Consider the following 21,206-nt stretch of genomic DNA (forward strand, 5'->3'; position numbering starts at 1 on the left):
CCGGCACGGAATGACGCACCGGCACGACGGCACGGGGGCGCGGGGCGATGCCCCGGGCCCCCGTTCCGCGTCCCCCGCCCCCGGCTGGCGGGAGCTGGCCGCCCCCGAGGGCCGGGCGCTGCTCGAGCGGATCGCGGAGCAGCGCGGTCGCGGTCGCAGCCTCGAAGAGATCTCGCGCCTGCTGCGCGGCGAGGGCGCCGACCCCGCGCTGCTCTCCGCGGCGCTGACGCAGACCGAGTTGCGCATCAGGGCGGTCGGCAAGTTCGGCGGGATCGCGGACGATCTGCTGTTCACCCGCGCGGCGCTCGAGCAGGCGACTCGCGCGCAGGTGGCCGCGCTGCACGCGGAGCGGTTCCGGGCGGCCGGCTGCCGCTCGGTCGCCGATCTCGGCTGCGGGATCGGGGCCGAGTCGCTCGCGCTGCTGCACGCGGGCATCGCACCCCTGCCCGTCGAGCTCGACCCGCTGACGGCCCAGTTCGCGCAGCACAACCTGGCGGTGGCCGCACGGCGCGCCGGGGCCGAGACGCCGACCGTGCGCGTGGGAGACGCCGAGCTGCTGGGGCCGGCCGACGCCGACGGGGTGTTCCTCGACCCCGCGCGGCGCACCGCGGGCCACAGCGACACCCGGCGCATCGCCTTGCCCGACGACTACTCCCCCTCGCTGCGCTTCGCCTTCGAGCTCGCCGAGCACCGGCCGGCCGGCGTGAAGCTGGGTCCGGGTCTCGACCGCGATCTGATCCCGGATCGCGCGGAGGCGCAGTGGGTGTCGGTCGACGGGCAGCTCGTGGAGACCGGGCTGTGGTTCGGCGCGGCCGCCCGAGCCGGTGTCCGCCGCGCCGCGCTCGTGCTGCGCGGCGCGGGCGCCGACGAGCTGACGGCCGGCGCCGACGCGGCGGATGCGCCGGTGCGCGAGCTCGGGGCCTACCTCTACGAGCCGGACGGAGCGGTGATCCGCGCCCGGCTCATCGGCGCTCTCGCCGAGCGCATCGATGCCGGCATGGTGAGCGACGGGATCGCCTACCTCACCGGCGACCGCCTCGTGGAGACGCCGTTCGCGAGCGCGTTCCGCGTGCTCGAGGAGCTGCCCGCGCGCGAGAAGGACCTGCGCCGCGCGCTCGCCGCGCGAGAGATCGGCACGCTCGAGATCAAGAAGCGCGGGGCCGACGCGGATCCCGCAGCGCTGCGGCGCCGCCTGAAGCTGCGCGGCGGGGGCAGCGCCACCCTGTTCCTCACCCGCTCCGCCGGCCGGCACGTCGCGCTGCTGGCCGAGCGATGCTGAGCACGCGGAAGGGCCCCGGAGCTGCGTGCTCCGGGGCCCTCCTGCTCACGGCGTCTGCTTACTGCGTCACGACGTCGGAGCAGAGGACCTCCTGGCCCGCGACCGTCACCGAGTAGGCGCCGTCGAGGCACTGCTGCGCTGCATCGATGCCGGCTCCCGCGAGGCTGGCGATCGAGACGATCAGGATGATGTAGCCGATCGTGCCGAGCGCGCCGATGATGATGCCGATCACACCGGGAATGTTGCTCGCACCCGCCTTGCGCGACTGCACCACGGCGACGATGCTGAGCACCAGGCCGATGATGGGCAGCAGGATCGCCAGGATCAGGCCGACGATGCCGAGGGTCTTGCCGGGGACCGGCTGAGGCCCGGCCGCGTAACCGGGCCCGGCCGGGGCTGCGGGTGCTGCCGGCGCGGCGGGCGGAACGGGGTTCGAGGCCGGCTGGCCTTCGGGCAGGTTCTCGGACATGATGCTCCTTCGTTCGTGTGCGGAGGAGGGATTTCCCCACTTGCACCCTCCACAATAATGTTCACCGGGCACTGTTGTCTGCTGCACCCGCCGCAGTCGCGCGCGTTGATCTGATGAATGCGCGGCCCCGCCGACCGTCAGCGCACCTGGATCTCGGTGACCGGAAGCGTCGAGTCCGCTCCGAAGCCGAGCCCCGAGGGCTCGCGACCCGCCGCGACGAGCTGGGCGCCGATCGAGGCGATCATGGCGCCGTTGTCCGTGCACAGCGAGAGCGGCGGCACGCGCAGCTCCACGCCGGCGGCATCGCACCGCTCGCGCGCCAGCTCGCGCACCCGTGCGTTGGCCACGACGCCGCCGCCCAGCAGCAGCCGCGGCACCCCGAGGTCGCGGCAGGCGGCGAGCGCCTTCGTGATCAGCACGTCGGCCACCGCCTCGCGGAAGCTCGCCGCGATGTCGGCCACGGGCAGCGGCTCCCCCGAGGCGTGCTCGGCCTCGTACTTCTCCACCCAGCGCGCCACCGAGGTCTTCAGGCCCGAGAACGAGAAGTCGTAGCGGTGCCGATCGAGATCCTTCGGCAGCGTGAGCCCGCGCGGGAAGCGGATCGCGTTCGGATCGCCTCCGACGGCCGCCCGGTCGATCTGCGGGCCGCCGGGATAGGGTAGGCCCAGCAGGCGCGCGACCTTGTCGAAGGCCTCCCCCGCGGCGTCGTCGATGGTCTCGCCGAGCATCTCGACATCGCTCACCAGATCGCGCACCAGCAGCAGGGAGGTGTGGCCGCCGGAGACGAGCAGGGCGACGGTGGGCAGCTCGAGCTCGCCCACGGGACCGACCGCCTCGCGAAGCCCCTCGACCCCTCGCTTCGCTCCGTGGGCTGCCGCGGTGGCGGCACCCGTCGACCCCTCGAACACCTCGCGGTCTCGGCGGTCGTCTGCCTTCAGCAGATCGGCGCCGACGTGGCCGACGAGGTGGTTGACCGCGTAGAGGGGCTTGCCGAGCGACACGGCGAGCGCCTTGGCGGCCGAGATCCCCACCATGAGCGCGCCCGCGAGGCCGGGCCCGGAGGTCACCGCCACCGCGTCGAGCTCGTCGAGCGACACTCCGGCATCGGCGAGCGCACGTTCGATCGTGGGTGTCATCGCCTCGAGGTGCGCGCGGGCCGCGACCTCGGGGATCACACCCCCGAAGCGGGCGTGCTCGTCCATCGACGAGGCGATCGCGTTGGCGAGCAGCGTGCGCCCGCGCACGATGCCCACCCCGGTCTCGTCGCAGCTGGTCTCGATGCCCAGCACCAGGGGCTCCCTCGTCATCGGCGATCCTTCATCTCGAGCTTCATGACGACGGCGTCGACGCCGTCGGGCTGGTAGTAGCGCGGACGCGCCCCGATCTCCTCGAAGCCGAGGGAGCGGTACAGCGCCTGTGCCACGGGGTTGTCGGCCCGCACCTCGAGGAACACCTCGCGCACGCCGCGCCGCGCCGCCTCGTCGAGCAGCGCGTGCATCAGCCGCCGCCCCTGCCCGCCGCCGCGGGCCTCGGGAGCCACGGCGATCGTCTGGATGTCGCCCTCCGCGCCCACGACGAGCAGGCCGGCGTAGCCGCGCACCGCGCCGGCCTCGTCGACGAGCGCGAGGTAGCACCGGTGATCCGCACCGAGCTCCTCGCGCATCATCTCCCGGCTCCACGCCTCGCGCCCGAAGACCGCGCTCTCGATCTCCCAGATCGCGTCGAGATCGCCGGCGGTCGCCTCGCGCAGCCGCAGCTCCGTCGTTCCGGGCGGCGCAGGAGCCGCAGGATCCACGGGCTCGGCGCGGGATCCCGAGGGGCGCCGCTCGTCGCTCACGTCGACACCCGCTTCGGCGCGCCGGGCTGCTTGACGTCGGGAGCGCGCAGGTAGACGGCGCGATCGGGTTCGAAGTCGCGACCCGACGCCAGGCGCCGCGCCGCCAGCCGCACGAGCGAGGCTGCGGGGATGCGCTCGGGCCAGACGTCGTTGGCGAGCGGCTCGTAGTCCGCCCGGGCCAGCAGCCCCGGATCGGCCACGCGTTCGGGGATCCCGGCCCAGTCGAGGCCGGAGTACCCGGTGACGAAGAGCTCGCGCCGCTTCGCGTCCTGCACCACTCGCACACCGGCCAGCGCGGTGCCCTCGAGCGCCTCCAGCGCGACCGCCTCGTGCCCCTGCAGCGGCAGCAGCGGTGCGCCGCTTCCCAGCGCGAAGGCGTGCGCGGCGGCGATCCCGACCCGCAGACCGGTGAACGGCCCGGGGCCCACGCCGGCGACGACCCCCGTCACCGCATCGGGCGCCGCGCCGCTCGCGCGGAACACCTGCTCGATCAGCCCGCCGATCGCCTCGGCGTGGCCGCGCGGATCGTCGCTCGAGGCCTCGTGCACGCGGCCTCCGACACCGAGCGCGACGCTCGTGCCGATGGCGGTGTCGATCGCGAGCAGCACGTGCGATCCCAGTTCCGGCGCCTCGAGCGTCACGACAGCACTCCCGTCCTCCATCTCGGCCCGTGCCCGGTGATGGTCACGGTGCGGCTCTCGACCGGGGCCTGCGACCAGTCGGACTCCTCGGCCTCCGCCGTCGCTGCTTCGGCGGCCTGATCCGCGTCGGCGGCCTCGCCGCCGAGCGGCCGCTCGATCACCACGTCGATCCACGACTCGGGCTCCTCGACCACCCCGGAGCCCCACTCGGCCACCACGACGGCCCCCTCGAAGTCGAGATCGAGATCGTCCAGCTCGCCGGTGCCGGCGAGACGATAGGCGTCGACGTGCACCAGCGGCGCACCGCCCACGAGCGACGGGTGCGTGCGCGCCAGCACGAAGGTCGGGCTCTGCACGGGGCCGCGCACGCCGAGCCCCTCGCCGATGCCCCGGGTGAGCGTCGTCTTGCCCGCGCCGAGCGGACCCGTGAGCAGCACGAGATCCCCCGCCCGCAGCACGCGCCCCAGCTCGACGCCGAGCTCGTGCATCGCGTCGGGATCGGGGATTCGCAGCGACACCGCGGTGCTCACACCCCGCTCCCCTCGGGATCCTCGGAGGGGACGCGCAGCACGCGCGGACCGACGCCGACGACGATCTCGTAGTTGATCGTGCGCATGAGCCCCGCCCAGATCTCGACGGGCGGGTGCCCGCGCTCGGGATCCCCGAAGAGCACGACGGGGTCGCCCAGCTCGAGCCGGCCCGCCAGCGGACCGACGTCGACGATGAACTGGTCCATGCCGATGCGGCCGATGATGGGACGGTGCTCACCGGCCACGGTCACCCAGGCCCCCGCCCCGTTCAGGGCGCGGGGCATGCCGTCGGCGTAGCCCATGGGCACCAGCGCGAGCGTGGTCGCCGTCTCGCAGACGTGATTGAAGCCGTACGAGACGCCCGCGCCCGCGGGCACTCCGCGCAGCGCCACGATCTCGGATCGCAGCGTCATCGCAGGGATCAGGCCGAGCTGCGCCGAGGTCTTGTCGGCGAAGGGGCTGAGCCCGTAGGCGACGACGCCCACGCGCACCGTGTTGTAGTGCAGGTGCGGCGAGGAGAAGGTGGCCGCGCTGGCGGCGAGGTGGATCATCTCGGGGTCGATGCCGACGGAGCGGAGCAGCGCGATCGCCTCGTCGAAACGGGCCGCCTGCCCACGATCGTTCTCCTCGCCCGCGTTGGCGAGGTGGCTGAAGACGCCCCGCACCCGCACCAGGCCCGCCCGCTCCAGCTCGGCCGCGCGGGAGAAGAGGGGTGCCCACTCCTCGGGCGCCGCGCCGTTCCTGCTGAGGCCCGTGTCCACCTTGAACTGCATCGAGGCGACCCTGCCCGCCCGGCCGGCCGCCGCGGCGAGCGCCTCGAGCTGCTGCAGGTGGCTCACCCCGATCTCGATGTCGGCCGCCACCGCCTGGTCGAAGTCGGCGTGCACCCCGTGCAGCCAGCAGAGCACCGGCGCCTCGATCCCCGCGTCGCGCAGGGCGAGCGCCTCCTCGAGGTCGGCCGTCGCCACCATCGCAGCGCCGCCCGCGAGCGCCGCCTCGGCCGCGATCCTCGCTCCGTGGCCGTAACCGTCGGCCTTGACCACCACGATCACGGCGCCGCCCGTGAGCTCGCGCACGCGGGCCACGTTGTGCCGGATCGCGGGCAGCGAGATCTCGGCGACCCGCATCGATCCTGTCCTCATGCCTGCCCCGTTCCGTTCTGCGTATCCGCCCTCGTCGCGAGCGTACCGCGCGCCGCGGGCATCGGGGCCGACGCCGCGCTGCCGTGCGACTCCACGACCACGAACGCGGTCGCCGATCCCCCGTCGTGCGTCATCGAGAGGTGCACCCGCTGGGCGCCGCGGGCGGCGAGCGCCGTCTGGAGGCCGGCGGTCGCGACGAACGAGGGGGCGCGATCCCGATCGCGCACCACTTCCATGTCGTGCCATCGCAGCTCCGCCGAGCCGCCGAGCGCCTTGATCAGCGCCTCCTTGGCCGCGAATCGCGCCGCGAGCGAGGGCACCGCGAGCCGCGCCTCCGCCGCGGTGAACAGGCGGGCGAGCATCTTGGGGGTGCGCTCGAGCTGCCGCTCGAAGCGCGCGATGTCGACGGTGTCGACGCCGATCCCGACGATCATGGATTCCCTGGTTCCGACAAGCTCGCCCGACGGGATTACTCCACCGTCACCGACTTCGCGAGGTTGCGCGGCTGGTCGACGTCGAGGCCCTTGACGGTCGAGAGCTCGAGCGCGAACCACTGCAGCGGCACGACCTGCAGCAGCGGCTCGAAGAACGCGTCGGCGAGCGGCAGGCGGATCACGTCGTCGGCGTAGGGCAGCACCGCGGTGTCGCCCTTCTCGACGACCGCGATCACGCGCGCGCCGCGCGCGCGGATCTCCTGGATGTTGGAGACCACCTTCGAGTGCATGAGCGGCGAGGTGCGCGGGCTCGGCACCAGCACGAACACGGGCTGGCCGTGGTCGATGAGCGCGATGGGGCCGTGCTTGAGCTCGCCCGCCGCGAAGCCCTCGGCGTGGATGTACGCGATCTCCTTGAGCTTGAGCGCGCCCTCGAGCGCGATCGGGAAGCCCACGTGGCGACCGAGGAACAGCACCGAGCGGGTGTCGGCCATCCAGTGCGCGAGCTGCGCGATCTGATCGTGGGTGTCGACGGCCTCCCGCACCTTCGCCGGCAGCGCCTCGAGCTGGGCCACGGCCTGCGCCGAGTCCTCGGCCGAGAGCGAGCCCCGCACGCGGCCGAGGTGCAGGCCGATGAGGTAGAGCGCGGTGATCTGGGCGACGAAGGCCTTGGTCGAGGCCACCGCGACCTCGGGACCCGCGTGGGTGTAGACGGCCGCGTCGGACTCGCGCGGGATCGTGGCGCTCTGCGTGTTGCACACGGACACGGTGGTCACACCGCGCTCGCCCGCGTACTTCACGGCCATGAGCGTGTCCATGGTCTCTCCCGACTGGCTGACCGAGATGACCATGGTGCGGTCCGAGAGCACGGGATCCCGATAGCGGAACTCATGGCTGAGCTGCACCTCGACCGGGATCCTCGCCCACTGCTCGATCGCGTAGGCGCCCACCTGGCCCGCGTACGACGCGGTGCCGCAGGCGATGATGATGATGCGGTCGATGCCCAGCAGGCGCTCGTCGCCGAGGGCGGTCAGCTCGGGGATCTCCACACCGTCCGCGACGACCCGGCCGCGCACGGTGTTCTCCACCGCGTCGGGCTGATCGTTGATCTCCTTCGCCATGAACGACGACCAGCCGCCCTTGTCGGCGGCCTCGGCGTCCCACTCCACCTCGTACTCCCCGAACTCCACCGGGTTGCCGGCGAAGTCGGTGATGCGCACCTCGTCGGGCGTGATGATCGCGATGTTGTCCTCCTCGACCGCGACCGCGCGACGGGTCGAGGACACGAAGGCCGCCACATCGGAGCCCAGGAAGTTCTCGCCCTCGCCGAGCCCCACCACGAGGGGCGAGTGGTGGCGGGCGGCGACGACCTTGCCCGGCTCGTCGCGGTGCATCGCGAGCAGCGTGAAGGTGCCCTCGAGCCGCGTGACGACGGAGCGGAACGCGGCCTCCAGGTCGCCCTGCCTGGCCACCTCGCGGCCGACGAGCGCAGCGACGACCTCGGTGTCGGTCTCGCTGATGAGCTCGAGGCCGTCGGCCTCGAGCTCGCTCCGCAGCTCGGCGAAGTTCTCGACGATGCCGTTGTGGATCAGCGCCAGCTTGCCGCCGTCGCCCAGGTGCGGGTGCGCGTTCGCATCGGTGGGGCCGCCGTGGGTGGCCCAGCGGGTGTGCCCGATGCCCGTTCCCGCGGCCTGCACCGGGTTGGCCTCGAGCAGTTCCTCGAGCCGCGCGAGCTTGCCGGAGCGCTTGCGCACGGAGATCTCATCCGCCTCGTCCACGACGGCGATGCCCGCCGAGTCGTATCCGCGGTACTCCAGGCGGCGCAGCCCGTTGAGGAGCACCTCGACCGTGTCATTGGGGCCGACATATCCGACGATTCCACACATGGGCACAAGTTTAGTGGCACGATGGATGAACGATGGCCGAGTACAGCACCGCCCCAGACCTCTCCTCCCCCGCGCGCGCCGATCAGGCGGAAGCGGCCGAGGGCGCGAACGCGCCGCTCCCGGAGGTGAGCACCGACACGCACGCGCTCGTGCGCCCCGAGTACACCTCGCCCTTCACCGAGATCGACCGCGAGGAGTGGTCGCGCCTCGCCGGCGAGACCCCCATGCCGCTCACCGAGCGGGAGATCGCGTCCTTCCGCGGTCTCGGCGAGCCGCTCGACCTCGCCGAGGTCTCCGAGGTGTACCGGCCGCTCAGCCGCCTCATCAACCAGTACGCCATCGCCGCCCGCGAGATGCACCGGCGCACCCGCGGATTCCTGCAGCTCGACGGCGAGCGCCAGAGCCCCTTCGTCATCGGGATCGCCGGATCCGTCGCCGTGGGCAAGTCGACGGTGGCCCGCATCCTGCGCGATCTGCTCGCCCGCTGGCCCGAGACCCCGAGCGTCGAGCTGGTGACGACCGACGGCTTCCTCTACCCCAACGCCGAGCTGCAGCGCCGGGGCATCACCGCTCGCAAGGGCTTCCCCGAGTCCTACGACCGGCGCGCCCTGCTGCGCTTCGTGTCGCAGGTGAAGGCGGGCGTCGCCGAGGTGCGGGCGCCGCACTACAGCCACCTCGTCTACGACATCGTGCCGGGCGAGTTCACGGTCGTGCGCCGCCCGGACATCCTCATCGTCGAGGGGCTCAACGTGCTGCAGCCCCCCTCGATGCAGCACCCGCTCGCCGTGAGCGACCTCTTCGACTTCTCGGTCTACGTCGACGCGCGCACCTCGGACATCCAGCGGTGGTACCGCAACCGGTTCCTGCAGCTGCGTCAGAGCGCGTTCTCCGACCCCAGCTCGTACTTCCGCCGTTTCGCCACCCTCGACGACGACGCGGCGGTCGCCCTCGCCGACGAGTACTGGACCAACATCAACGAGCCCAACCTCGTCGAGAACATCCGGCCCACCCGGGCGCGCGCCACGCTCGTGCTGCGCAAGGAGCGGGATCACCGGGTGCAGAAGGTGCTGCTGCGCAAGATGTGAAGGAGACGCAGCTTCGCCTCCGGCCCGGCGAATTCGAGGACGCGTCTGCTGCAGTATCGAACGGATGGTGCAGCAGACGCGTCCTCTTTTCTGCTCCGGCCGGACGGACGGCAGCATCGGGACGGGCGACTACACGACGATGCGGAGCGCCCGGGCCAGCTCGGCCGAGCGCTCGATGACCCCGGCCTGCCAGTCTGCGAGCTCACGGGTCGGAGACGCGCCGATGGAGACCTCGAACGGATCCTCCACCCCGGTGTCGATCCCGGTCAGCGCCTCGAGCACGGCGACGCCGCAGAACGGCACGTGCACCGGGGAGTATCCGCCCTCGTGCGAGAACACGATCCTCCCGTCGCAGGCCTCGTCGGCGATGGCGAGCAGTCGTTCGGCGATGCCTTTGAAGCCCTGCGAGGTGACGCTCATCCGGCCCAGCGGATCGAGCGCCGAGGGATCGAAGCCGCTCGAGACCATGATGAGATCCGGCGCGAACGCGCGGATCGCGGGCCCGGCGACCTCCTCGACGACCGCCCAGTAGGCCCCGTCGCCCGACCCGGCGGGCAGCGGCACGTTGATGTTCGTCCCCGCTCCCCGGCCCGCGCCCTGCTCGTCGACGAGGCCGGAGTCGACGGGGAAGAGCCGGTCCTGGTGCACCGAGATGGCGAGCACGTCGGGATCCTCCCAGAAGATCTTCTGGGCGCCGTTGCCGTGGTGCACGTCGTAGTCGAAGATCGCCACCCGCTGCACCCTGCCCGCCGCCCGGAGCGCCTCGATGGCCACCCCGACGTTCGAGAACAGGCAGTACCCGCGGCCCTGATCCGGCTCGGCGTGGTGCCCGGGCGGCCGCACGAGCGCGTAGGCGTTGTCCACCGTGCCGTCGAGCACCGCCTCCGCCGCGACGAGGGTGCCGCCCGCGGCGAGCTTCGCGATCTCGTAGCTCCCGGCGCCGAACGGCGAGAAGCCGTCGCCCGCGTCGCCGCCCCCGGCGTCGGACTGCGCGCGGATCCGCTCGATGTGCCCTCGGGTGTGCACCCGCGCGAGATCCTCCTCGTCGACCGGCCGCACCGGGATGCGTACGAGATCGTCCACGAGCCCCGACACCTCGATGAGGCTCGCGAGGCGGGCCTTCGACTCCGGGCTCTCGAAGTTGCGGTACGGCTGCACGTGGCCCCCGGAGGGGAAGATCCCCGCGTGCGTGCCGGTGTCGTGCCAGGCGAACCGCTCGTGCCAGACGTACCCTGTCCTGCGCTGCATTGCGTTCCTCTTGCTTTCTCTCGGTGCGAGGGTTCTCGCACGTGGTGCGTGCTCCGCGCCGGATCCGCGCCGGGATCCACTGGCGATCGGGCCTCGCGCGGGATCGGGGCTCACGCCCCGACGATGCGCTCGCCGTCGAGGTAGGTCGCGACGACGGCCAGCCCGGGATACTCCTCGGGGGCGGTCTCGAGGGGGTCGGCGCCGAACACGGTGAGTTCGGCGCGCTTGCCCGGGGCGATCGATCCGAGCCGATCCTCGTGCCCCACCGAGCGCGCGGCGTGCAGCGTGTACCCCTCGAACGCCTCGCGCGGGGTGAGCGCCTGCTCCGGCTGCACCGGAGCCGTCCCGGGCCGTTCGACGGGCCGGCGCAGGATCGTGTCGGCGATCATGCGCCGCGGGTCGAAGGGGGTCACCGGCCAGTCGCTGCCGAGCGCCACCGTGGCCCCGGCGTCGCGGATGTCGCGGCAGCGCCAGCCGTGCGCGGCGCGCTCGGCGCCGAGCCGCACCGACCAGTTGTCGCTGCGGTCCGCGCGGGTGTGGTGCGTGCCGTGGATCGGCTGCATGCTCGCCGTGACGCCGAGCTCGGCGAAGCGGCGCACCGTCGCGTCGCCGATGGTCTCGATGTGCTCGATGCGGTGCGGCGCCCGGGCCCGGATCTCGTCGCCCAGCGACTCCAGCGAGTCGAGCACGAAGTCGACGCCCCGGTCGCCGATGGCGTGGGTGGTGGTGGGGATCCCGCGCTCGGCGAAGAAGCGCTGCGCCGCCCGATAGCGCTCCGGATCGGTCCAGATGGACTGGGTGCCCTGCCCGGCGCTGTCCGGCTCGTGGAGCCAGGCCGTGCCGTTGTCCACCGTGCCGTCGATGAAGAACTTGACGCCCTCGACCCGCCACCGCTCTCCGCCGCTCCCCTGCAGCTCCACGATGCGCTCGAGCTCCGCGTCAGTCATCCCCGGGAAGATCATGGGCGAGAAGCGCAGGCGGATCGGCAGCCCTCCGCGATCCTCCACGGCGGAGATGAGCTTCGCACCCTCCTCGGAGAAGTCGAGCACGTGATTCGCGGTGAGGCCGCTCTCCGCCATGCTGCGCAGCAGCGCGGACACCCGGTCCACCGAGGCCTCGAAGCCCTCCGGCGGGATCTGCGCGAGCACCCGCTCGATCGCGCCGATCTCGACGATGTAACCGGTGGGGGTGCCGTCCGCGTCGACGTCGATCCGGGACTCGTCGTCGAAGCGCTCGCGCCCGGTGAGGCCGAGCTCGCGCACCGCGGCGGAGTTGACGATCGCTGAGTGGGCGTCGCGCATGCGGAGGAAGATCGGGCGGTCCGGGGCGACGTCGTCGAAGACTCGGCCGGTGAAGCCGGACGACTCGAACACGTTGGGGTCGAGTCCCCACCCGAGGATCCACCGCTCCGCGGCCTCCTCGTGCCCGACGGCCTCGGAGACGGCCTCGGAGACGGCCTCGCGCACCTCGTCGAGCGAACGATCGGTGAGCTGGATCCCCCGGCTGAGCGGCAGCCCCATGATGATGTGCGTGTGGCAGTCGGTCAGGCCCGGCATCACCGTCGCGCCCGGGTGGCGATGGATCTCGGTGTCCGGGCCGACGTGCTGCGCGAGCGAGCTCTCCGAGCCCACCGCGAGGATCTCCCCGTCGCGCACGGCGATCGCGGTCGCGGTGTCGGCTCCGTTCTCGTCGAACGCGCGGACGCGGTCCGCGACGATGAGCAGGTCGGCGCGGGCTCCTGAGGGATACTCCACCATGGTTCGGACACTCCTTCTCGGCTGATGCGGCATTGCATCCGGACTCCTGCGACGGCGCGAACGCCTTCGTGCGAGAATGCAGGAACGTTCCGGCATTCAGCACGATAACACCTTCGACCGCCTTCGGCCACATTTCGTCTTCCCGTCGGGCCACCACGGGCGCCCGAGGATCTCGACGAGCCTCCGCCGGCTGCCGCGCGCTCGGCGGAGCGCAGCGCGACTCCGGAGCCCCGTGCATCTCCGGACGCCCCGTGCGCTTCGCGCGCTTCCGGGAAATCCGGCGCATCCCGGGAGACCCGGCGCTTCTCCCCTGATCCTGGCGCGTGTCCGGGAATCCCCGCGCATCTCCGGGAGCCGCAGCGCCCTCTCGCGGCCCCGGCACGGTTCCGGCACGGTTCCGGGAACCCTCCTGACCGGGTGGCGGCTCCCGATCCGCGCTCCCCCTAAGCTGAAGGGGTGAACCGCGCACCCGTGACCATCATCGACATCGCCGCCGAGCTCGGCGTGTCGAAGACCACCGTCTCGGCCGCGCTGCACGGCAACGGCCGCGTCTCGGCGGCCACGCAGCAGCGCGTGGCCGAGGCGGCCGAGCGCCTCGGCTACGTGTCGAACCGGGCCGCCCAGAAGCTGCGCAGCAAGCAGGCCCAGAGCGTCGGCCTCCATCTCTTCGCCAACAGCCAGGCGCTCGGCTTCTACATGGAGTTCGCGTTCGGCGTCATCGACGTGGCGGCAGCGCACGGCCTCGACCTGCTCCTCCTCACCGAGACCGAGGGCGAGACCCGCAGCCGCAGTCTCGCCGCCGACGGTCTGCTCGTGCTCGATCCGACCGCCGACGATCAGTTCATCGCCTCCGCCGCGAAGACGCGGATCCCCATCGTGGCGGTCGGCCCCGTCTCCCCCGAGCAGCAGCCGCTCATCGACGGGCAGATCTATTGCCGTCAGGACCTCATGACCCCGATCCTGCTCGACCGCCTCGCCACCGCCGGCGCCCGCAGGCCCGCCGTGATCTCCCTCGACGCGGAGATCGAGTGCCTCTGGGCCACCGAGGCCGTGGACGCCTACCTCGCCTGGACCGCGGATCGCGCCATCGAGCCGCTGGTGATCCGCTCCGACTTCCCGCCCGGCGCAGACGAGGCGAGCGATGCGGTGGATCGGCTCGTCTCGGAATCCGGCATCGACTCGGTGCTCGTGGTGCAGCAGGGCCTCGCCGCCCCCGTCTCGAAGCAGTATCGGGAACGCACCGGCTCGCCGCTCCTCGCGGCCGCCCTCGCCGCCGATCCGGCCTCCGAGAGCGACCTCGAGCACCTCATCGCCGTCGATCTGCACGCCCGCGAGTACGGCCGCAAGGCCGCGCAGCTGCTCGTCGAGGTGATGCAGCACGGTTCCAGCACGGACTCCCCGGTGTTCCACAGCGACGTGTCGCTGATCGCCAGGGGCGAGGCCGCGGCACCGCTCTTCGCGGCGTAGTCCCGGCACCGTCCGCTTCCCGCGCGCCCTCGCCCTTCCCGCGCACCCCGCGCTCTGCCTTCCCACCACTTCCACCGGCGCGCCTTCCGCCGCCGAAAACGTCCGCATCGTTCGAGCCCGAGCCCTCCAGCGTGAATGATCCATGCGGTCTCGCGCAATCGGCTCCATCTCGGCCGTAGGGGGCGCCCAGGCGCGACCGGGGCACCCAAGCACGACCGGGAGCGCCCACCGCAACCGGGAGCGCCCACCGCAACCGGGAGCGCCGCGCACACGCACACACGCCCGCACGCCCGGCACGTCGCTCCGCGTCGATCCGAAGTCGCCCAGGTAACGATTCCGTACCGCATATCGCGATGACCCCCGAATGGGTTACTATTTCGTTTGCAGGAACGTTCCCGCTACGTGCACGACCCCCCGTGCGGCTCCCCGGCTACGGGGCCGGGAGCCCGGAACGATCCCTGATCGAGCAAAGGAGCTACCCCGCATGAAACGCCTCAATCGAGCCATCGGCGCCGTCGCACTCGCCTCCGCAGTCGCCCTCACACTCAGCGCCTGCGATTCCAACGGGGGCGCCTCCGGCGACTCCAAGGGCGCGGTGGCGATGAGCTTCGCGGGCCTCGACATCCAGATCTGGAACGACATGCTCCCCTTCATGGAGGAGATCGTGACCGACGCCGGCTACGAGTTCGTGACCGACGACCCGAAGTGGAACGCGCAGACCCAGGTGCAGGACTGGGAGTCGTGGCTCGTGCGCGGCGACATCAAGGCGATCATGGGCTACCCGGTGCAGTCCGACGCGATGGTCGCGGTCACCAGCCAGGCGAACGACGCCGGCATCCCCGTGCTCGGCTACGGCTCGACCTGGGAGGGCGTGCAGGCCGCGGTGGTCTCCGATCACCTCGCCGACGGCGAGGCCGCGGGCGAGCGGGCCGTGGAGTGGATCGAGGAGCACTACGGCGACGAGCGCGTCGACGTCGCATTCCTCGGGTGGCCCGACACCGACCTCGGCCGCCTCCGAGGCGAGGGGATCATGAACCAGCTCGAGGCGTCCGGCCTCGACCTGAACATCACCGAGCACAAGACGCTGAGCCTCGACGACGGCTACGCCGCCGCGCAGACCCAGCTGCAGTCGACGCCGAACACCAAGGTGTACCTGGCGATCTCGAACGATCCCGCGCTCGGCGCCTACCAGGCCCTGATCGACTCCGGCGTCTCCCCCACCGATGAGAGCATGCTGCTCCTCAACCTCGATGCGACCGACGCCGAGCTCGAGATCATCGCCGAACCGGGATCGTTCTGGCGCTACTCCTTCATCGTCCCGGCGCGCGAGCTCGCGGAGGCGAACGCCCGGATGCTCGTCGACGCGGCGAACGGCGACCCCGTCGAGGACGTCTCCATCTCGGCGACCGAGGTGACGAGCGAGAACGCGTCGGACTTCTTCCTCGAGAACCAGTAGTCCACCGGGCGGGGAGCGGCCGTCCACCGGCAACAGCTCCCCGCGGCCCGCGCTTCCGCGCACCCAGACATCCATGAACCACAGCTAAGGATCAACACATGGGGAATCCGCAGCCGCGCCTCGCATTCGCGGGCGTCACGGTCGATTTCGGAGCCACACGAGCGCTCGACGACATCCGATTCGAGGTGCAGCCGGGCGAGATCATCGGCCTGCTCGGACACAACGGCGCGGGGAAGAGCACCCTCCTCAACGTCGCCACCGGAGTGATCGGCGCGACGGAGGGGAGCTTCTCCGTCGACGGCGCCGACGTCGAGCGCAGGCTCGCCCCGCGCGACGCGGCACGACTCGGCATCACCGTCATCCACCAGGAGCCCGCTCTCGCCCCGAACATGAGCGTGCTCGACAACCTCTTCCTCGCGCGGGAGCAGCCCCGCGCCGCCGAGCGGACGGCGCTCGCGGAGCAGGCGCTCGCAACGGTCGGGGCCGACCTCCCGCTCGACATGCCGGTCGAGGCGCTCGGCCTCGGGGAGCGCCAGCTCGTCGACCTGGCGCGCGGCCTGCTGGCCGGCGAGATGAAGGTGCTCATGCTCGACGAGCCGACCGCCGCGCTCGGCAAGGCCGAGACGGAGGCGCTGCACGCGCTCATCCGCGATTTCGCGTCCCGCGGGGTCTCGGTGCTCTACGTCTCGCATCGGCTCCCCGACATCCTCGAGGTCTGCACCCGTATCGTGGTGCTGCGCGGCGGGCGCGTGGTCGTGGACGGCCCCGCCGGCGAGTTCACCCCGGCGAGGCTCGCCGAGGCGCTCGTGCCGGATCTCCGCTCGCTCGACTTCACGCACGTCGAGGCGGGCGCCGAGGTGCTGCGCTTCGAGGGGCCGGGCGGCACCATCTCAGCGCGGGAGGGCGAGGTCGTCGGCCTCTTCGGCATGGCCGGGGGCGAGCAGTTCGACATCGCCGCGCAGCTCGCCGGTGCGGCGTCCCCGGCGCACGGATACACCCTGCGCGGCGGCCCGGTGCGGTTCTCCTCGCCGGGCCAGGCGATCCGCCGGGGCGTCTTCTTCGTGCCGCAGGATCGGGACACCGAGGGGCTCATCGCCTCCGAGTCGGGCATCGACAACGTGATGCTGCCCTGGTACGGCACGGGTGCCTCCCGCGGCTGGTGGGTATCGGCGAAGACCGGCGCCGACGTGTACGAGCACGCGCGGAGATCCCTCGACGTCCGCGGCCCGTCCGGGGACGCGGAGGTGTCGCAGTTCTCCGGGGGCAACCGCCAGAAGCACCTCCTGGCCCGCTGGCTGTACCCGCAGGAACCGGTCCTCCTCGTACTGGCCCAGCCCACCCAGGGCGTCGACGTGGGGGCGAAGCTCGACATCGTCGAGGCCGCCCGGGCCGCGGCCCACCGCGGGGCGGCGGTCGTCGTGGCGTCGAGCGAGTCCGACGAGATCGCCAGCATGTGCGACCGGGCCTACACGGTGCTCGGCGACCGCATGGTGGAGGTGCCCCGCGCCCCGCACTTCAACGAGGACCTGCTCGCCTCGCTGCTCTCACTGGCCGAGCCGGCCGCCGTTTCGATCACGCAGTCCATCTGAAGGAACCGTCATGAACACCGAACGCCTCAAGATCTTCGCAGCCAAGAACGGCATCTTCCTCGCGCTGATCGTCCTCATCGCCGTCTTCTCGATCCTCCGACCGAACTTCTTCTCGCTCGGCAACGCGCAGAACATCCTCATGCAGGCCAGCGAGCTGGGGCTCATCGCGATCCCGGTCGCCTTCCTCATCATGTCGGGCACGATCGACCTCTCCGTCGGCGCCATCGCGTCCGCGGCCGCCATCACCGGGGGCCTCACGATGAGCTCCACCGGGTCGACCGCCCTCGGCTTCGCCGCGGCCCTCGCCACCGGCGTGGTCGCGGGCGCCCTCAACGGCTTCCTGGTCTCCTACCTCGGGCTCAACTCCTTCGTCGTGACGCTCGGCGCGCTGAGCGTGTGGGGCGGCTTCGCACTGCTGCTCTCCACGGGCAAGACCATCCCCCGCTCCGAGCTCCCCGATGCGTTCCGCGCGCTCGGCACGCTCAAGCTGGGACCGATCCCGATCCAGATCGTCGTGCTCGCCGTGGTGGTCGCGATCGGCTGGTATGTGCTGAACCGCACGAAGTTCGGCCGCGAGGTGCGCGCGATCGGCGGCAACGAGCGCGCCGCGCGTCTCATGGGCATCGACGTGAAGCGCTCGCGCTTCCTCCTCTTCGTCGCCTCGGGCGCCTTCGCCGCGCTCGCGGGGCTCTTCCTGTCCGCGAAGGTGCAGTCGGCGAACCCGACCATCGGCTCGGGGCTCGAACTCGAGGCGCTCACGGTGGTGCTCCTCGGCGGCGTCGCCTTCGAGGGCGGAGTCGGCCGCATCAGCGGCGTCGTCGCGGGTCTGCTCTTCTTCCGGGTGCTCCGCGCCGGACTCGTCTTCCTGCAGGCGTCGCCGTTCCTGCAGACGATCCTCGTGGGCGCCACGCTCATCGTCGCGGTCGCGCTCGACAGCTCGATCCAGAAGATGATCCGCAGCTCCTGGGCGAAGCTCGGGCGCAGCGCGACCGAGAAACCCCAGCGAGCGGAGCCCGCGCAGGTGTAGGCCACGGGCGGGTGCGGATGCGGGATCGGCGGCGCGGGATCGCGGGCCGCGAGGTCGCCGCACTGTCGCCGGCCGCCGCGCCGGAACAGCAGAGACCCCGTGGGGCTCCCCCTCCGGAGCCCCACGGGGTCTGATCGCTCAGTGCCTACTGGACGTCTGCGCAGTTGATCGCCTGTCCCGCGATCTCCACGATGGCCGTCGGATCCTGAGCGCAGACCTGGGCGGCGTCGATGCCCTGAGCGGCCTGCCCGAAGACCCACCAGGCGATCAGCATGCCGAGCAGCGTCAGGACCAGGCCGAGGATCATGGCCACGGTCGCGGGCTTGTTCTTCGCACCCGCCTGGCGCGACTGCATGGAGGCGATGATGCCGAGGATCACGCCGATGAGCGGCGCGATGACCGCGAGCACGAGGGCGACGATGCCCAGGGTCTTCCCCGGGACCGGTGTCACGGCTGAGGCGTTCGTGTTGTGAGGGCTGGTCATGATTCTTCTCTTCTCTCATTCGCGCTCGCAAGATCTTCGCGAGTCGGTTACAGCCCTACTCCCAGGAAGACATCCTACACACGCGATGAGCGTCGCCGACGAGGCCCGCGATGCCGGCTCGCACCCGGCTCACGGGGCGGAGTACGGCCGACGCACCCCGGCGGCGTACCCCGGGGACGCACCCGGCCGACGCGTGCCCGTCGGCGCATGCCCGCCGCGTGCACCCGCCGGCGCACGCGAAAGGCCCGGTCGCGGGACCGGGCCTTTCGCACGCTGTTCGGCTGCGCCGAGCGTCTCGTCAGACTGCGAGGCGCTCCTGCACGATCGCCGCGAGATCGTCGGCGAGGCCCTGGGCCTGCTCGGCGTACTCCGCCTCGACCATCACGCGCACGACGGGCTCGGTGCCGGACGGACGCAGCAGCACCCGTCCCTTGCCGGCGAGCGCGAGCTCCGCCTGGTGCACCGCCTGCTGCAGCACCTCGTCGCCGTGCACACCGGTGCGATCGACGCCGCGCACGTTCACCAGCACTTGCGGGTAGACCGTCATGCACTGCGCCAGCTCGGCGAGGGTCTTGCCGCTGCGCTTCACCTCCGCGGCGAGATGCAGCCCCGTGAGGATCCCGTCTCCCGTGGTGGCGTAGTCGCTCATGATCACGTGCCCCGACTGCTCGCCGCCCAGCGAGTAGCCGTGCGCGTTGATCGCCTCGAGCACGTAGCGGTCGCCCACGCCGGTCTCGACGACGTCGATGCCGTTGTCCGCCATCGCGAGCTTCAACCCGAGGTTGGACATGACGGTGGCGACGAGCGTGTTCCGCTCGAGGCGGCCGCGGGCGGACATCGACAGGGCCAGGATCGCCATGATCTTGTCGCCGTCGACCACGTTGCCGTCGGCGTCGACCGCGAGGCAGCGGTCGGCGTCGCCGTCGTGCGCGATCCCGAGATCGGCGCCGCGCGACTTCACGGTCGCGATGAGCGGCTCGAGATGGGTGGATCCCACGCCGTCGTTGATGTTGAAGCCGTCGGGATCGTTGCCGATCACCGTCACCTTCGCGCCGGCGTCGGTGAAGACGTCGGGCGAGATCCCCGCCGCCGCGCCGTGGGCGCAGTCGAGCACCACGTGCAGGCCGTCGAGGCGCAGGCCGTCGAGTGTGCCGAGCAGGTGCACGAGGTAGCGATCCTCGGCGTCCGCGAAGCGGCGGATCCGGCCGATCTCACGACCGGTCACCGCGATCGCGGGACCGTCCATGGCGGCCTGGATCTCGTCCTCGATCTCGTCGGCCAGCTTGCGGCCGCCCTCGGCGAAGAACTTGATGCCGTTGTCGGGCGCCGGATTGTGCGATGCCGAGACCATCACGCCGAAGTCGGCTCCCGTGTCGGCGACGAGATAGGCCGCGGCGGGGGTCGGGATCACCCCGGCGTCGAGCACGTCGACGCCGACCGAGGCGAGCCCGGCCGAAACGGCGGCCGAGATGAACTCGCCGGAGACCCGCGGGTCGCGCGCGATCACGGCGGTAGCGCGACGGCTCTCGCTCCGGGCAGAACGCCCGAGAACGAGAGCCGCCGCGTGCGCGAGGTTCAGGGCCAGGTCGGCGGTCACATCGACCCCCGCCAGGCCCCGAACCCCATCGGTGCCGAAAAGGCGTCCCATGGAAAGGGTGCTTCCGATTAGCGCTTCGAGTACTGAGGCGCCTTGCGGGCCTTCTTGAGACCGGCCTTCTTGCGCTCCTTGATGCGGGCGTCGCGGCTGAGGAAGCCGGCCTTCTTGAGGGTCGGACGGTTGTGCTCGGCGTCGATCTCGTTCAGCGCGCGGGCGATCGCGAGGCGCAGGGCGCCGGCCTGGCCCGAGGGGCCGCCGCCGACGATGCGGGCGATCACGTCGTACGAGCCGTTCAGCTCGAGCACGGTGAAGGGATCGGTGATGAGCTGCTGGTGCAGCTTGTTCGGGAAGTACTCGTCGAGCTCGCGGCCGTTGACGGTCATCTTGCCCGAGCCGGGGACCAGGCGCACGCGGGCGATGGCCTGCTTGCGGCGGCCGACGGCCGAACCGGGGACGGTCAGCGCGGGGCGCGGGGTCGAAACGGTGGCCTGCGAAGCGGGCGTCTCGGTGGTGTAGCTCTCGGTGCTGATGTTCTCAGCGGCCACGGTCTGCTCTTCAGTCACTGTGAAGTCTCTCTCTGGATGTCTCGTTGGCGCCGCGATTACTGCGCGACCTGGCCGAAGGTGTAGGGGGTGGGCTGCTGAGCCGCGTGCGGGTGCTCGGCGCCCGCGTAGACCTTCAGCTTGCGGAACAGGTCGGCTCCGAGCGAGTTCTTCGGCAGCATGCCGCGGATCGCCTTCTCGACGGCGCGCTCGGGGTTCTTCTCGAGCAGCTCGGTGTAGCTGACCGAGCGCAGGCCGCCCGGGTAGCCCGAGTGACGGTAGGCGAGCTTCTTGGCCGCCTTGTTGGCGGTCAGCACGACCTTGTCGGCGTTGATGATGATGACGTAGTCGCCCATGTCCATGTGGGGGGCGAACGTCGGCTTGTGCTTGCCGCGGAGCAGGGCCGCGGCGTGCGAGGCGAGGCGGCCGAGCACGACGTCGGTGGCGTCGATGACGAGCCAGTCGTGCTTCTGATCGGCGGCCTTCGGCGAGTATGTGCGAGTCACTGGAGTGCTGCTTTCTGTCGAATTGGAGGTGTTCGTGGATCCCGCTCCGTTGCCCGGTCCCCTGAGGGTGCGCGAGCGAGTGGAGGGCTCAACAAATCGGGTGCTTGCGCACCAAAGATCAATCTTAGCACAGGATCGCCGCAGGGCCGCAGGGCCGCAGGGCCGCAGGGCCGCAGGGCCGCAGGGCCGCAGGGCCGCAGGGCCGCAGGGCCGCAGGGCCGCAGGGCCGC

At 71.7% G+C, this 21,206-nt stretch carries 20 protein-coding genes; 6 read left to right on the plus strand and 14 right to left on the minus strand.

The window, feature by feature from the left end:
* The first annotated feature begins 10 nt into the window (after positions 1-10).
* Positions 11-1,279 carry a THUMP-like domain-containing protein gene (locus ACWKZU_RS11135; protein ID WP_449282397.1) on the plus strand — a complete coding sequence of 423 codons (1,269 nt, stop codon included), beginning with the start codon at positions 11-13 and terminating at the stop codon, positions 1,277-1,279.
* A 58-nt stretch (positions 1,280-1,337) separates the two neighbouring features.
* Here the strand turns inward: ACWKZU_RS11135 and ACWKZU_RS11140 are convergent, their stop codons facing one another.
* The 8 genes from ACWKZU_RS11140 to glmS all read right to left on the minus strand — a co-directional run bounded on the left by ACWKZU_RS11140 (position 1,338) and on the right by glmS (position 8,218).
* Entirely contained in the window at positions 1,338-1,748 is a 411-nt protein-coding gene (locus ACWKZU_RS11140; protein ID WP_449282398.1) for a DUF4190 domain-containing protein, read from the minus strand.
* Positions 1,749-1,885: 137 nt separating this feature from the next.
* Entirely contained in the window at positions 1,886-3,055 is a 1,170-nt protein-coding gene (locus ACWKZU_RS11145; protein ID WP_449282399.1) for a tRNA (adenosine(37)-N6)-threonylcarbamoyltransferase complex transferase subunit TsaD, read from the minus strand.
* Positions 3,052-3,504 carry a ribosomal protein S18-alanine N-acetyltransferase gene (rimI, locus tag ACWKZU_RS11150; RefSeq protein WP_449282415.1) on the minus strand — a complete coding sequence of 151 codons (453 nt, stop codon included), beginning with the start codon at positions 3,502-3,504 and terminating at the stop codon, positions 3,052-3,054. The genes ACWKZU_RS11145 and rimI overlap by 4 nt, the downstream gene beginning before the upstream one ends.
* Before the next feature lie 77 nt (positions 3,505-3,581).
* On the minus strand, positions 3,582-4,226 hold the full coding sequence (gene tsaB, locus ACWKZU_RS11155; RefSeq protein ID WP_449282400.1) for a tRNA (adenosine(37)-N6)-threonylcarbamoyltransferase complex dimerization subunit type 1 TsaB: 645 nt from the start codon (positions 4,224-4,226) through the stop codon (positions 3,582-3,584).
* Positions 4,223-4,714, minus strand: coding sequence for a tRNA (adenosine(37)-N6)-threonylcarbamoyltransferase complex ATPase subunit type 1 TsaE (gene tsaE / locus ACWKZU_RS11160; RefSeq protein ID WP_449282416.1), 492 nt, complete (start codon positions 4,712-4,714; stop codon positions 4,223-4,225). The genes tsaB and tsaE overlap by 4 nt, the downstream gene beginning before the upstream one ends.
* Before the next feature lie 38 nt (positions 4,715-4,752).
* On the minus strand, positions 4,753-5,898 hold the full coding sequence (gene alr / locus ACWKZU_RS11165; RefSeq protein WP_449282401.1) for an alanine racemase: 1,146 nt from the start codon (positions 5,896-5,898) through the stop codon (positions 4,753-4,755).
* Complete coding sequence (locus ACWKZU_RS11170; protein WP_449282402.1) at positions 5,895-6,332, minus strand: holo-ACP synthase; 438 nt, start codon at positions 6,330-6,332, stop codon at positions 5,895-5,897. Before ACWKZU_RS11170 ends, alr begins: the two co-directional genes overlap by 4 nt.
* Before the next feature lie 35 nt (positions 6,333-6,367).
* Positions 6,368-8,218: a glutamine--fructose-6-phosphate transaminase (isomerizing) gene (glmS, locus tag ACWKZU_RS11175; RefSeq protein WP_449282403.1), complete on the minus strand. Its 1,851-nt coding sequence runs from the start codon at positions 8,216-8,218 to the stop codon at positions 6,368-6,370.
* A 32-nt stretch (positions 8,219-8,250) separates the two neighbouring features.
* Here glmS and coaA point away from each other — a divergent pair, with 32 nt between their 5' ends.
* The gene (coaA, locus tag ACWKZU_RS11180) at positions 8,251-9,303 is read left to right on the plus strand and encodes a type I pantothenate kinase (protein ID WP_449282404.1); all 1,053 of its coding nucleotides are present in this window, start codon (positions 8,251-8,253) and stop codon (positions 9,301-9,303) included.
* A 129-nt stretch (positions 9,304-9,432) separates the two neighbouring features.
* Here coaA and ACWKZU_RS11185 read toward each other — a convergent pair whose 3' ends face one another.
* Together ACWKZU_RS11185 and ACWKZU_RS11190 are read right to left on the minus strand one after the other, a co-directional pair.
* Positions 9,433-10,551, minus strand: coding sequence for a class II histone deacetylase (locus ACWKZU_RS11185; RefSeq protein WP_449282405.1), 1,119 nt, complete (start codon positions 10,549-10,551; stop codon positions 9,433-9,435).
* Positions 10,552-10,661: 110 nt separating this feature from the next.
* The gene (locus ACWKZU_RS11190) at positions 10,662-12,308 is read right to left on the minus strand and encodes an amidohydrolase (protein ID WP_449282406.1); all 1,647 of its coding nucleotides are present in this window, start codon (positions 12,306-12,308) and stop codon (positions 10,662-10,664) included.
* A 456-nt stretch (positions 12,309-12,764) separates the two neighbouring features.
* On the opposite strand from ACWKZU_RS11190, the gene ACWKZU_RS11195 reads away from it, so the two are divergent.
* The 4 genes from ACWKZU_RS11195 (at position 12,765) to ACWKZU_RS11210 (ending at position 17,847) form a co-directional block, all read left to right on the plus strand.
* Positions 12,765-13,775, plus strand: a complete 1,011-nt coding sequence (locus ACWKZU_RS11195; protein ID WP_449282407.1) for a LacI family DNA-binding transcriptional regulator — start codon at positions 12,765-12,767, stop codon at positions 13,773-13,775.
* A 484-nt stretch (positions 13,776-14,259) separates the two neighbouring features.
* Complete coding sequence (locus ACWKZU_RS11200; RefSeq protein WP_449282408.1) at positions 14,260-15,231, plus strand: sugar ABC transporter substrate-binding protein; 972 nt, start codon at positions 14,260-14,262, stop codon at positions 15,229-15,231.
* A gap of 98 nt (positions 15,232-15,329) precedes the next feature.
* The gene (locus ACWKZU_RS11205; protein WP_449282409.1) at positions 15,330-16,820 is read left to right on the plus strand and encodes an ATP-binding cassette domain-containing protein; all 1,491 of its coding nucleotides are present in this window, start codon (positions 15,330-15,332) and stop codon (positions 16,818-16,820) included.
* A gap of 10 nt (positions 16,821-16,830) precedes the next feature.
* Positions 16,831-17,847 carry an ABC transporter permease gene (locus ACWKZU_RS11210; RefSeq protein ID WP_449282410.1) on the plus strand — a complete coding sequence of 339 codons (1,017 nt, stop codon included), beginning with the start codon at positions 16,831-16,833 and terminating at the stop codon, positions 17,845-17,847.
* Positions 17,848-17,992: 145 nt separating this feature from the next.
* Here the strand turns inward: ACWKZU_RS11210 and ACWKZU_RS11215 are convergent, their stop codons facing one another.
* The 4 genes from ACWKZU_RS11215 to rplM all read right to left on the minus strand — a co-directional run bounded on the left by ACWKZU_RS11215 (position 17,993) and on the right by rplM (position 20,976).
* Entirely contained in the window at positions 17,993-18,331 is a 339-nt protein-coding gene (locus ACWKZU_RS11215; RefSeq protein WP_449282411.1) for a hypothetical protein, read from the minus strand.
* A gap of 298 nt (positions 18,332-18,629) precedes the next feature.
* Positions 18,630-19,979, minus strand: a complete 1,350-nt coding sequence (glmM, locus tag ACWKZU_RS11220) for a phosphoglucosamine mutase (RefSeq protein WP_449282412.1) — start codon at positions 19,977-19,979, stop codon at positions 18,630-18,632.
* Between the two features lie 17 nt (positions 19,980-19,996).
* Positions 19,997-20,491 carry a 30S ribosomal protein S9 gene (gene rpsI, locus ACWKZU_RS11225; protein ID WP_449282413.1) on the minus strand — a complete coding sequence of 165 codons (495 nt, stop codon included), beginning with the start codon at positions 20,489-20,491 and terminating at the stop codon, positions 19,997-19,999.
* 38 nt (positions 20,492-20,529) lie between these two features.
* Positions 20,530-20,976: a 50S ribosomal protein L13 gene (rplM, locus tag ACWKZU_RS11230; RefSeq protein WP_449282414.1), complete on the minus strand. Its 447-nt coding sequence runs from the start codon at positions 20,974-20,976 to the stop codon at positions 20,530-20,532.
* Between the last annotated feature and the right edge of the window lie 230 nt (positions 20,977-21,206).

Source organism: Leucobacter sp., assembly GCF_053528595.1.